The organism is Sphingopyxis sp., from assembly GCF_035686825.1.
Lineage (GTDB): Bacteria > Pseudomonadota > Alphaproteobacteria > Sphingomonadales > Sphingomonadaceae > Sphingopyxis.
The window spans coordinates 276303-288737 of sequence record NZ_DASRYZ010000002.1; the positions used below are offsets into that span (position 1 = coordinate 276303).

At 66.2% G+C, this 12435-nt stretch carries 11 protein-coding genes; 3 read left to right on the forward strand and 8 right to left on the reverse strand.

Annotation, left to right across the window (positions count from 1 at the left end; genetic code table 11):
* Window positions 1-12: 12 nt before the first annotated feature.
* Window positions 13-852, forward strand: coding sequence for a pantoate--beta-alanine ligase (gene panC / locus VFG17_RS02585; RefSeq protein WP_325027901.1), 840 nt, complete (start codon window positions 13-15; stop codon window positions 850-852).
* Between the two features lie 140 nt (window positions 853-992).
* Window positions 993-1307 carry a hypothetical protein gene (locus tag VFG17_RS02590; RefSeq protein WP_325027902.1) on the forward strand — a complete coding sequence of 105 codons (315 nt, stop codon included), beginning with the start codon at window positions 993-995 and terminating at the stop codon, window positions 1305-1307.
* On the opposite strand, the gene VFG17_RS02595 is transcribed toward VFG17_RS02590, so the two are convergent.
* The 4 genes from VFG17_RS02595 to VFG17_RS02610 form a co-directional block, all read right to left on the reverse strand.
* Window positions 1304-2455 (reverse strand): GNAT family N-acetyltransferase, encoded by a 1152-nt coding sequence (locus tag VFG17_RS02595; RefSeq protein WP_325027903.1) that lies wholly within the window; start codon window positions 2453-2455, stop codon window positions 1304-1306. The genes VFG17_RS02590 and VFG17_RS02595 overlap by 4 nt on opposite strands.
* A gap of 139 nt (window positions 2456-2594) precedes the next feature.
* On the reverse strand, window positions 2595-3059 hold the full coding sequence (locus VFG17_RS02600) for a RidA family protein (protein ID WP_325027904.1): 465 nt from the start codon (window positions 3057-3059) through the stop codon (window positions 2595-2597).
* A 15-nt stretch (window positions 3060-3074) separates the two neighbouring features.
* A complete protein-coding gene (locus VFG17_RS02605) occupies window positions 3075-3716 on the reverse strand; it encodes an HAD family hydrolase (RefSeq protein WP_325027905.1) in 642 nt (213 codons plus the stop codon).
* Window positions 3713-3976, reverse strand: a complete 264-nt coding sequence (locus tag VFG17_RS02610; protein ID WP_325027906.1) for a DUF3572 family protein — start codon at window positions 3974-3976, stop codon at window positions 3713-3715. The genes VFG17_RS02605 and VFG17_RS02610 overlap by 4 nt, the downstream gene beginning before the upstream one ends.
* Before the next feature lie 87 nt (window positions 3977-4063).
* On the opposite strand from VFG17_RS02610, the gene VFG17_RS02615 reads away from it, so the two are divergent.
* Window positions 4064-4426 carry a response regulator gene (locus tag VFG17_RS02615; protein WP_136176111.1) on the forward strand — a complete coding sequence of 121 codons (363 nt, stop codon included), beginning with the start codon at window positions 4064-4066 and terminating at the stop codon, window positions 4424-4426.
* Window positions 4427-4660: 234 nt separating this feature from the next.
* Here the strand turns inward: VFG17_RS02615 and VFG17_RS02620 are convergent, their stop codons facing one another.
* The 4 genes from VFG17_RS02620 to VFG17_RS02635 all read right to left on the reverse strand — a co-directional run bounded on the left by VFG17_RS02620 (window position 4661) and on the right by VFG17_RS02635 (window position 12421).
* Complete coding sequence (locus VFG17_RS02620) at window positions 4661-7390, reverse strand: TonB-dependent receptor (RefSeq protein WP_325027907.1); 2730 nt, start codon at window positions 7388-7390, stop codon at window positions 4661-4663.
* Window positions 7391-7632: 242 nt separating this feature from the next.
* Entirely contained in the window at window positions 7633-10440 is a 2808-nt protein-coding gene (locus VFG17_RS02625) for a TonB-dependent receptor (RefSeq protein WP_325027908.1), read from the reverse strand.
* 152 nt (window positions 10441-10592) lie between these two features.
* Window positions 10593-11369 carry a ligase-associated DNA damage response endonuclease PdeM gene (pdeM, locus tag VFG17_RS02630; protein ID WP_325027909.1) on the reverse strand — a complete coding sequence of 259 codons (777 nt, stop codon included), beginning with the start codon at window positions 11367-11369 and terminating at the stop codon, window positions 10593-10595.
* A 14-nt stretch (window positions 11370-11383) separates the two neighbouring features.
* Window positions 11384-12421 (reverse strand): aspartyl protease family protein, encoded by a 1038-nt coding sequence (locus tag VFG17_RS02635; RefSeq protein ID WP_325027910.1) that lies wholly within the window; start codon window positions 12419-12421, stop codon window positions 11384-11386.
* Window positions 12422-12435 lie beyond the last annotated feature (14 nt).

The following is a 12435-nucleotide window of genomic DNA, read 5'->3' on the forward strand; positions in this document are numbered from 1 at the left end:
GGGCGACGAGCCGTGCAAATCATCCGTGACATCGCGATGCTGCACCGTGCCGTTACGGCACTGAAACAGGGGGGGAAGAGCGTCGCTCTGGTCCCGACGATGGGTTCGCTGCACGACGGCCACCTGTCGCTCGTTCGCATGGCGAAGCGCGTCGCCGACCACGCGGTCGTGTCGATCTTCGTCAATCCGACCCAGTTCGGCCCGAACGAGGATTTCGACGCCTATCCGCGCGACGAAGCGCGCGACGCCGCGCTGCTGGTCGAGGAGGGGACGAGCCTGCTCTGGGCGCCCGATGTCGCGACCATGTATCCCGGCGGGCACAGCACGCATATCGAGGTCGCCGAGCTTGGCGCCGATTATTGCGGCGCCGCGCGCCCCGGCCATTTCGATGGCGTCGCGACCGTCGTCGCGAAATTGTTCAACCAGGTCCGCCCCGACGTCGCGATCTTCGGCGAAAAGGACTGGCAGCAGCTCGCGATCATCCGCCGCATGGCGCGCGACCTCGATTTCGGCATCGACATTTTGGGTGCGCCGATCGCGCGCGACGCCGACGGCCTCGCGCTGTCGTCGCGCAACGCCTATCTCTCGGACGCGCAACGCGCGGCGGCGCCCGCCCTTCCCGCCGCGTTGAACGCCGCGGCGCGGGCGATCGCGGGCGGCGCCGACGTCGCCGAGACACTCGCCAAGGCCGAGGCGGCGATTGTTGCGGGCGGTTTCGACAGCGTCGACTATGTCGCGCTCGCCGATGCCGACAGCCTCGAAAGGCTGAGCGCCTTCCGCGTGCCGGCGCGTCTGCTCGCCGCCGCCCGGATCGGAAAAACGCGGCTGATCGACAATCTTCAGGTGGGTTGATCGGCGCGGAAACCCAAGGATTTCCGAGAGATTTGGACAATATCCACAAAAAACGACATCGTCGTTAACACTTTGTTGACCATAAGCCGCAAATTTGGGCCCCGAGGTCTCCATGTGGGGTGGAGGCAAAGGGGGTTATCATGGCGAATAGTCTGAAGTCTGCCCAATATCTGATCGAGAGCCGCTTGCTCGACGCAGCGCGCGGTGATGCGGGCGCCTATTTCGATCTCGGTATCGCGTTTTCCACCGGCTCGGGTGGGGTCGATGTCGACCTGATCCAGGCGCATAAATGGTTCAATCTCGCCGCGCTCGGCGGCAATATCGAAGGCCAGCAATGCCGCGCCGACGTGTCGAGCGAAATGTCGCGCGATGAAATCGCCGAGGCACAGCGCCAGGCGCGCGCCTGGCTCGATGAGACGGCGCGCCGTCCCGCCGCCCGCCGCTTCGCGGCCTAATCCTTCCGCTTGAAGGGCATCTGCCCTTCCAGCCATTCCATCTCGGCCGCTTCGGCCTGCCTTTCCTGCTCGAGATAATCGGCGACCGCGCGGCGAAAGCCCGGATCGGCAATGAAATGCGCCGACCAGGTCGCGACGGGACCATAGCCGCGCGCGAGCTTGTGCCCGCCCTGCGCGCCCGCCTCGACCCGCGCGAGGCCGCGTTCGATCGCGATGTCGATCGCGCGATAATAGCATAATTCGAAATGCAGATAGGGGATCTCGGTGAGGCATCCCCAATAGCGGCCGTAGAGCGTGTCGGCGCCGAGGAAGTGCAGCGCCCCCGCCACCGGGCGTTCTTCGCCGTCATAGGCTATGGCCAAGATGATGTGCTCCGCCATATGCTCACCCATCAGGTCGAAGGCGGCGCGCGTCAGATAGGGGTGCCCCCATTTGCGTGCGCCGGTGTCCTGATAGAAAAGCCACATCGCGTCCCAGTGTTCGGGGCGGATCGCATCGCCGGTCAGTTCCTCGATGCGCAGCCCCTCGACCGCGCGCAGCCGTTCCTTGCGCAATTGCTTGCGCTTCTGCGAATTCAGCGTCGCGAGGAAATCGTCGAAACTGGCATAGCCGGTATTCGCGAAATGAAACTGGATATCGCGGCGGACGAGCCAGCCCGCCTCCTCGAACAGCGGCATCTGTTCGGGCGCGACGAAGGTCGCATGCGCCGACGACAATTGATTCTGCCGCACCACCGCCTCGGCGGCGCGGAGCAGCAGCAGCGCGTCGCCCTTGTCCTTGGCGAGCAGTCGCGGGCCCGGCACCGGCGTGAAGGGCGCCGCGATCTGCAGCTTGGGATAATAATCGCCGCCCGCGCGCGTCCACGCATCGGCCCACGCATGGTCGAAGACATATTCGCCCTGGCTGTGTGATTTGAGATAGGCGGGCGCCGCGGCGACGAGTGCGCCGGCGGCGTCCTCGACGAGCAGCGGCGCGGCCTGCCAGCCGGTGCCCGGCCCGACGCTGCCCGATTGCTCAAGCAGCGACAGGAAGGCGTGGCCGACGAACGGATTGCCGCCACCCGCCAGCGCATCCCACGCCGCCGCATCGATCGCGGCGACGCCGGTTCCGAGCGAAATCGTCCGGGCGGGCGGGTCGGCTTCGGCCATGCCGGGACGCCCTTAAACGCCGTGCCCCCGCGAAGGCGGGGGCCCATCACCCGGCGGTGCCATTTCGAACCCACCGGAGATGGGTCCCCGCCTTCGCGAGGACACGGAAAGATTTTGGGCGATATTTTTCAAGGTCATCCTACGCCGGGCGCACCGCGACGATCGCGTCGGCCTCGACCGCCGCGCCGAGCGGCAGCACCGCGACGCCGACCGCGGCGCGCGCGTGGCGGCCCGCTTCGCCGAACAGCGTTTCGAACAGCTCCGATGCGCCGTTGGCGACCTTCGCCTGATCGGTGAAGCTCGGCGCGCTGTTGACGAACACGCCAAGCTTGACGACGCGCTCGACGCGCGACCAGTCGCCGCCCAAGGCCTGCCCGATCTGCGCGACGAGCATCAGCGCGACACGCTGCGCCGCATCCTGCCCGCCGGCGACATCCATATCGTCTCCGAGACGGCCGGTCACGACCTGCCCGTCGCGGAAGGGAAGCTGGCCGCTGACATAGAGCATGCCGCCCTGCTCGACGACCGGCACATAGGCCGCGACCGGCGCGGCGGGCTTGGGGAGCTCAAGGCCGAGCTCGGCGATCTTGGCGGCGATATCCATGGGGGTGGTTCCTTCTTAAACCGGCTCGGCGGCCGGGGCGGGGATGTTTTCGGCGAGGCGCGCCAATATCCAGCCCTGCGCCTCTTTCCAATCGTCGATTCGCGCATGGGCGTATTTCGCCGGGGCGATCTTGCCGGCGATCGCTGGCTCGCCGATCAGGTGCAGCCGCCACACGTCGGGCGCCTCTTGCGCGACCGACTGGTGATGGCCGGCCAGATCGTCGATGAAGACGGCGACCGAGGGCCGATATTGCTCGATCAGGCGGCGCACTGGCTCGCCCTTGCCGCCGCGGCTGCCGATCACCGGCGCGTGGAATTCATGGAGCGCGAGTTGCTCGATCCGCGCCTGCTGGTGCTCGGGACCGACATTGGTCAGGACGACGATATCGGCCTCGGCGCCGATCGCGGCCATCGCCGCGAGCGCGCCGGGTATCGGATATTGCCGCGTCATTTCGGTGCGGAAGAAGCCGTCGAGCAGCGGCCATACCTCGGCCGCCTCCAATGGCGTGCCGCATTCCTTGCGCTTCAGCGCATTGGCGAAGCTCGCATCCTCGATGCGAAAGATCACGCCATGTTCGGTGTCGACCCATTCGGCGAAGGGCACGACCATGTGCATCAGCACCTCGTCGCAATCGGTGATGACGAGCGGGCGGTTCATGCGGGGGTTCCTTCGAGTCTTTGCGCCGCGGCGGCGATGCTGGCCGGCGGCACCTGCAACGCATCGGCGCAGGCGACAAGGTCGTTTTCGTGGCCCGCGAGGAAAGCGAGGATCGCCGCGAGCGTCGCCTGCTCGCCCAGCGAGGCTCGCAGTTCGTCGGGCGCGAGGCCGGTCAACGCGAGCAGCCGTTCGGCGCGCGGTTCGTCGCTCAAAATCCACCCGAGCGCCTGAAGCGCCAGCGCCGCATCATCTTCCAGCACGCTCGATCCCTCCGTCGCGATGCAATTGTGTCGTGCGGCCGATTCGCCTAAACGGGCCGCGCAAGCAAGGTGGGGAACGGAACGCACATGGGCAAGACCATCCTGGTCGTCGAGGATAATGAACTCAACCTCCGCCTCTTCTGCGATCTGCTCAACGCCCATGGCTACAGCGCGCATCCGGTGCGTGACGGGCGCGACGCGCTGGCGAAGGCGCGCGAAATCACCCCTGACCTGATCATCATGGATATCCAGCTGCCGCATGTCAGCGGGCTCGATCTGATCGGCCAGATGAAGGCCGACCTGACGCTGCGCGCGGTGCCGATCATGGCGGTCACCGCCTATGCGGGCAAGGGCGACGAGGAACAGATCAAGGCGGCGGGGGCCGAGGCCTATGTCTCGAAACCGATTTCGGTGATCAAGTTCATCGAAAGCGTCGGGGCGTTCGCCTAGGGCGGGTTGCGGCCGATACCAACCGTCGCCCCCGCGAAGGCGGGGGCCGCTGTCGGTTTACGCAACGGGCCCTGGGTAAGGCCGCTAGCGGCCCCCGCCTTCGCGGGGGCGACGGATTTTATGAACGTCCGCTCCCCGCCCAAGCCCAAAAAAGGAAAGGGCCTGTCGCGACAGTGCCCGGCCGCGGCAGGCCCTTCCTACGCCCTCCCCGACTTTGGGGAGGGGGAGAGACGGTCAGAACTGGCCGCGCAGGGTGACGCCATAGGTGCGCGGCTCGCCGGGGAAGCCGACGAACAGCTGGTTTGCGGTCGCCGGGAAACCGAGCGCCGCGGGCGCCGCGACCGATCGGAACGATCCCGATCCCTGGAGCGGCATGTCGGCGCCGATCTGGTAATATTGCTTGTTGAACAGATTCTGCCCCCACAGCTCGATCCCCCAGCGGCGATCGCGCCCATAAAGGCCGATGCGGCCGTTGAAGACCGCGAAGCCGTCCTGGATCTTTTCGACATCCAGATCCGACCCGGTGTTGGTGTCGCTCTGGAGCCGCGTGTCGAAATAGACGAGCGCGCTCAGCCCGCTGTCGCCGATCGGAGGCGTCCAGCTGATCCCCGCGGTCGCCACATATTTCGCGGCGTTCGACACGCCGCGCCCGGGCAGCTGGAACAGCACCGGCGACAGCGGCCGGCCGCCGGTGCCGACGAGGTTGCGGCGATAGAGGGTGTCGACATAGGTGAGCCCCATATTGACCGAGAGATAGCGTGCGGGGCGCAGGAAAGTCTCGATCTCGAACCCCTTCGCGACCACCCCGGGCTTCAGCCGGTCGGACGCGCAGCCGCCGGTCGCGGCGCTGTTGTCGATCGGCCCGGTCCCGAGATCGTCCTTGCAGGCCTGAATGTTGGTGACCTCGAAATTGACCCCGTTGAAGGTGTTGAGCTGGTAATTGCTATATTCCTGCCAAAAGGCCGCCAGATTGACGTCGATCCCGGGGCCGTCCCATTTGACGCCGAGTTCATAGGCGTCGACCTTCTCGCTCGCGAATTGCAGGTCGCTCGCTTCGGGCCGCGCGTTGCCCGGCGTGTTCGCTGGCCGCGCGAGCGCCGCGACGCAGGCGGCATCCTGCGCATCCGATCCCGCGGTCGTGCTGCACGGCCGGTCGAGCGCCGAATAGTCGAGGTTGAAGCCGCCCGCCTTGTAGCCTTTCGACGCCGAGGCATAGACGAGCCATTCGGGCGCCGGCTTCCAGCTGAGCACCGCGGTCCCCGTCCACTGGCCTTCGCTGAATTTGGTCCCCGGCGCGCCGGCGACGATGTCGGGCGCGGTGCCGTTGATCACGCAGGCGAGGGTCGCCAAGGCTTGCAAGGATGAATTGACGATCGCCGGACAGAGCGTGTTGGTGAAATTGGCGTCGCCGCTCAGCGTCTTCTTCTCGTGCGTATAGCGCGCCCCGACCGTCAGCGTCAGCGCATCCTCGACGATGTCGAAGCTGTTATGGGTGAAGATCGCATAATTGGTGCTGCGCTGCGCGAAGGTCGATCCATTGTTCCCGGTGCCGTTCAGCGGTGCGGCGCCGAGCAGCGCGGCGATCCCCTGAAAGCCCGGGAAGCTCGCCGCGGGCAGGTTCGAACAGGTCGTCGACGCGGGGTTGAGGAAGGCCGGGGCGAGCGCCGCCGCGGCGAGGCAATTGGCATAGCGCTGATAGTCGGCGCCATAGACGATGTCGTCGTCGACATCGAGCTTCTCGTTCGCATAATAGCCGCCGACGAGCCAGTCGAGGCGGCCATCGAACGCCTCGCCCTGCAGCCGCAGCTCCTGCGTGAACAGCCGGAAACGGCGATCGAGATCGGTGCGCCGCAAAATGTCGAGCGTGTTGAAATCAGCGTCCTGTCCCTGTGCATTCTTGTAGTCGCGATAGGCGGTGATCGAGGTCAGCGTCGCGCCGCCGAAATCCCAGTCGAGCTCGCCCGACACGCCCCAGTCCTTGGTGTCCGACCGGTAGGTGACGCCGGGGGTGGTCGACTGGCGGCGCACGAAGCTGTCGTTCGCCGGCGCGACCTGATGGTTCGCGCCGAGGAACTGGAGCAACGGCAGCAGCGTGTTGGGCGACGCCACGGGGGCGCCGTCGGGGCCGCGCGTCAGGCTGCGCACGGGGTTCAGCAGCACGCCGCCGCAGCAATTCTCGTTGCGCTTCGAATAGTCCGCGATCAGCCGCAGCGTGATATTCTCGGCGGGTTCGAGCAGCAGCTGGCCTTTGACCAGCCAGCGGTCGCGGTCGTTGATGTCGGGCTCGCCCGGCGTCGCATTGTCGATGAAACCATCGCGTTGCTGCCAGACGCCGTCGACGCGCACCGCCGCCTTGTCGCCCAGCGGCGCGTTGATCATGCCGTCGACCCGCCAATAATCATAATTGCCGTAAGAAACCGATCCCTTGGCGCCGAACGCCGAAAGGTCCGGCCCCTTGGTGACGATGTTGATCAGCCCGGCGGTCGAGTTGCGGCCGAACAGCGTGCCCTGCGGCCCGCGCAGCACCTCGACGCGCTCGATATCGCCGAGCTCGGACAGGCCTACCCCCGTCCGGCTGCGATAGACGCCGTCGATGAACAGGCCGACCGAGCTTTCGAGGCCCGGATTCTCGCCGACCGTGCCGATGCCGCGGATGCGCGCGGTGAAATTGACCTCGCTCGTCGCGCCCGATACGAGCAGCGACGGTGCGACCTGCCCCAGCGCGCGCACGTCGGTCGCGCCCGTCTTTTCGAGCGTATCGCCGGTGACCGCCGAGACCGCGATCGGCACGTCGGACAGCGCCTCGCTGCGCCGCGTCGCGGTGACGATGATCGTGCTGTCGTCGGTTTCGGCGCCCGCGGCGTCCTGCGCCACGGCGGGCACGGCGATAAGGGCGAGCGAAAGCGACAGTCCGGCGGCGCTGGTTCGCAGCAGACCGGCGGCGCGGCGGCAATTGTTTTTCATGAAAATGGCCCTCCTCTCACGATCGTTCATCGGTGCGGGGGAGAGCGGTTTTGTTTATGACCGGGGCGTATCACGACTTGTGCGCGTCATGCCAGCGCGGCGCGGCTGCCCTAGCGTCATTCCGCGCGTGGCGCGGCTTTTGTGTCACAGCTGTCAGATGTGACGGGTTGACGTGTCCGGGCAAAGAAAAGGGGGCGAAGCCACCGGCCCCGCCCCCTCGAACGTCATGCGATCGTAAGCGATCAGAATTTGCCGCGCAGCGTCACGCCATAGGTCCGCGGTTCGGCGAGGAACTGCGAAAAGATCTGGCGGCCGCCCGGATATTGCGGGTCGGCGAAAGCGGCGCTGGCCGAGGTCGCGCCCTCCTGGAACGGCGAGTTGAAAGCGACCTGGGCATATTGCTTGTTGAAGATATTCTGGGCCCACAGCTCGATGCCCCACTTCTCGTCGGGACCGCGCACGCCGAGGCGGGCGTTGAACAGCGCATAGCCGTCCTGTCCCTTTTGCGGGAACAGGTCCGACCCGGTGTTATAGTCGCTGGTCATGCGGCCATCGACATAGACGAGACCGGTCAGCCCGCTGCTGCCGATGTCGGGGGTCCAGGCGATGCTGCCCGTCGCGACCAGTTCGGGCGCGTTCGACAGATTGTTGCCCGGCAGCAGGCGCAGCGCCTGATCGAGCGGCGCGCCCGAATCATTGCCGACGAGGTTGCCGCGATATTTGGTTTTCGCATAGGTCAGCCCCGCGGTCATGCGGAAGCTGCGCGCCGGAACGAGCGAGGCTTCGAGTTCGAAGCCCTGCGACCGGACGCCATGGCTGACGTCGTCGGTGGGACAGGCGCCGGTGGTCGCCGCCGCGGCATTATAGTTCGGCGCACCCGTGAACTTGCTCTGGTCGCGGTCGCCGCCCCCCAGATCACTGTCGCAGCCGTTGATGTTCTGCACGAGGAAGACGGTGCCGTTGAACGTGTTGAGCTGGAAGCTCGAGAAGTCCGACCGGAAGAAGGTCAGGCCGAGGCCGAACGGACCGGTCGAATATTTGGCGCCGATTTCATAGCTGTCGACCGTTTCGGGGTCGAACTGCAGCGCGCCGACCAGCGCCTGCGCCCCGCCCGGCGTCGCCGCGAAGGGCAGGATCGGCGATTTCAGCGCCGACCGGTCGAGGTTGAAGCCGCCCGCCTTATAGCCGCGCGAATAGCTCGCATAGACCATCAGATCGTCGACCGGCTTATATGACAGGATCGCGGTACCGGTGAATTCGTCCTCGCTCCTTTTGTCGTTGATCGACACGCCATTGAGTTCGGCGGTCGAATTGCCCTGGCAGCCGAGGCCGATGAGCGCACCGGCGAGCGCGCGCGCGGTGGGGTTCGTGCTCGACAGATCATCGAGCACCAGCCCTTGGACCGTCGTGCAAACGGTGTTGTCGTTGGTGAAGCTTGCCGAGAATTTCTTCTTGTCGTTGGTGTAACGGAGACCGAAGGTGAAATCGAGCTTGTCGGTGATGTGGAAGATATTGTGCGTGAACAGCGCCCAATTCTCGCCATCCTGACGATAGACGTCGTTGATGCTGCCGAGGTCGCTCAGCCCGTCGAGCGCATTGAACGCCGCGAGAATGTCGGGACCCGATGCGCCCGACGCGCCCGCGATCGTCGCCGGCCCGACGCCGGGAGCGACGCAGAGCGGATTCGTCGGCGAATACAGGAAATTGAGCCCGCCGCCCGAAATGATGCGGCAGGTCGCGAAACGGCCATAATCCTCACCGAAGCGGAGGTTGTCGCGCACGCGCAGCTTTTCATTGGCGTAAAAGCCGCCGACGAGCCAGTCGAGCTTGCCGTCGAAGGCCTCGCCCTGCAGGCGCAGTTCCTGCGTGAAGGTGTGGAACTGGCGATAGGCGTCGTCGTCGGGCGCGCGATAGAGGATGTCGACCGTGCCATAATCGACGTCGCCCGCCTGGCTCGACCGATATTCGCGATAGGCGGTGATCGAGGTCAGCGTCGCTCCGCCGAAATCATAGTCGATCTGGCCCGAGAAGCCGTAATCCTTCGTCTTGCCGGCATAGCTGCGGCCCGGGGTAACCGAAATATCGCGGCTATAGCCCTGATCGAACGCCGAAAGCGACTGGCCGAGGTCGGCGAGCACCTGGATGATATTATTGGAGGTGTCGGTGGCGGGAACCCCGGGATTGTTGAGGTTGCCGATATAGGGATTGACCGACGGCCCGACATAGGTCGCCGCGCAGCATTCCTCGTTGCGATAGGTATAGTCGGCGATCAGCCGGACCGACAGCGCGTCGGTCGGCTCGAACAACAGCTGCCCGCGCAGGAAATAGCGGTCGCGATTGTTGACGTCGCGGTCATTCGCGGTGTCGTTGTAAAAACCGTCGCGCTTCACCCACACGCCGTCGAGACGCGCGGCGAGCGTGTCGCTGATCGGGCCGGTAACGCTGCCGCCGAGGCGCCAATAATCATAATTGCCATAGGTGATCTCACCCGTGGCACCGAACTGGAAATCGGGCTTTTTCGAATAGATGCTGATCAGGCCCGCCGACGAGTTGCGGCCGCCGAGCGTGCCCTGCGGGCCGCGCTGCACTTCGATGCGGTCGATTTCGCCCAGCTCGTTGAGGCCGATGCCCGAACGCGAGCGATAGACGCCATCGATGAAGACCGGGACCGAGCTTTCGAGGCCGGGGTTGTCGCCGACGGTGCCGATGCCGCGAATACGTGCCGAACCGTTCGCTTCCGAACCGGTCGACGAGACGAGCAGCGACGGCGCGACCTGGTTCAGCTGGCGAATGTCGTTCGCGCCGCTGTTCTGCAGCGTTTCGGCGCTTACCGCCGAAATCGCGACCGGGACGTCGGACAGGAGCTGCGAGCGGCCCTGCGCGGTGACGATGATCGGTGTGTCGTCGCTGTCGTCGGTCGCGGTATCGGCCGGTGCATTGGCCGGGGCATCTTGGGCGAAGGCCGGGGCTGCGACCACCGCCATGGCGATCGAAACGCCCAGCGCGCTGGTGCGAAGAAAACGGGCAGCGCGAAGGGAAGATGATTTCATATCGGGCACTCCTCTCAACATTTCATTATTTTTGTTGCCGGCGGAGCATAACTCAATTGCGTCTCCGATCCAGCCGGAGGCGCCAATTTGCGTCGTTTTTGAAAAAGTGATGCTTTTCGGTCACAGCCAGAAAAGCGCCTGTTCGACGGGACTTAACTCCTCGCCCGTCGAAGGAGGCGGCTTGCCGTAGCGTCATCGCGCGCCCGGCCGGCGCAGGGGAAGCAGAGGCGGCGACCGCGCGCGACGAGCATCGCTTCATAGGGTCCAGCGAAATTTTCGGCGATGACCGGGTCTTCTGCGGCCAGACCGCCGGTCAGGCTGCCGAAGGCCGGCAGAATCAGCCGCCGGGCGTCCCCCGCGAAACAGGGGCGCGAAATCGGCCGGCCGCGGACGTTGATCCGCAATTTGGGATGGAAGTGGCCAGAGATTTCGGGCCGCGTCTCGTGCGCCAGGCTTTGATGGCGAAAGACGATGCCATCGACGGCCAGTTCGTCGGCGACCTCGCCGCCCCACGCACCACCGGAGAGCCCGTCGTGATTGCCCGCGATCCACAGCAGCCGCGCCGATGCCGCCTGCCGCGCCAATCGCTCGGCGATCGCCGGCACGATGCGCGCCGCGGCGTGACGGTCGTGGAAGCTGTCGCCAAGGCACCAGATCGCGCGCGCGCCGGTCTCGGCGGCGAGCGCGGCGAGCCGGTCGAGCGTGTCGTGGCTGTCATAGGGCGGCAGCGGCTGTCCCAGCGCCGCATACCAGCTCGCCTTTTCCAGATGCAGGTCGGCGACGATCAGCGCGCCGTGGCGCGGCCAGAACAGCGCCCGGTCGGCCAGCATCTCGAACTGCTGGCCCGCAAAGACAAAGGTCGGCGGCGCGGACATGGCGTCGCTATGGAGGCGCCGCCGCTCCGCCGCAAGCGCCCAGTCGGTGCTCATGTCAGGGTTCTCGCCTAACCGCCGATACGGATTCCGTTGGCGGCAAAGCGCCGCCCCATGTCGCGGCTCGCCCCTTCGGGAAGGTCGAACACGACGCGCTTGTTCGGAAAATCGATTTCGACGCGGTCGAACAGCGACAGGCTGTCCATGCCGAGCAGCAGCGCCGGCCGCTCGACGAGGCCCAGCGCACGGAACGCCTGGCTGTCGGCGAAGCTGACCGGCAGGTCGTTGACGTCCATGCCGTTGATCACGATGCGCCGGATCGCGGTGCGGACCGCCGGAACCGCCTCGCCGGTCACCGCGCCGAGCGTCGTCGGCAAAAAGGGCAGGCGGTTCGCGCGTTTCGCCGCGACCAGCTTTTGCAGTGCGAGGTTGCCGACGCTGGTCTGCGCGCCGGTATCGACGATGACGTCGATGCGTTTGCCGTCGAGCCGCGCGTCGGACAGGATCAGCCGCCCCGCCGAATTGCGCGCGGTGACGACGATCGCATCGTCGTCGCGGATGATCGGGCGCGCGCGCTTGCGCGTTTCCAATATCTCCATCGTTTCCTTGCGGAAATCGATCAGCACGCGCCGCTCCTCAAGCATGTCGACCCCGATCAGTCCGGCGGCGCCGATATGCCGGCCGAAAAAGGCGGGGGCATCGACCGGCGCGAGGTGCAGGTCGGACATCCGCAGCGCCGCGACGCGGAAACTCGGCACCACCGCCGATCCGCCGATCGTCGCGAGCTTGAGCTTGGCGCCTTCGACAAGTTTCAGCCGCGCGGCGAGTTCGCGCGCGATCACGGTGCGCTCGGCGCCGGTATCGACGAGGAAGGAAAAGGGGCCTTGGCCGCCGACCATGACCTGCACCGCCATGCGCCGCGTCGCGTCGAGGTCGAAGGGCTGGATGAAGGGAACGACGGTGACCGGCGGCGCGACCAGTTCGCCGGGCGGTGTCGGGGCCGCGGCGGGGGCCGGCGCGGGGCCGGCCGGCGCCGGCGTCGCACCGGTAAGCGCGGGGGCGGCGAGCAGCAGCGCCAATGGGACGGACCACCTGGTTGCACGGGTCATCGCTGGCATCCTCA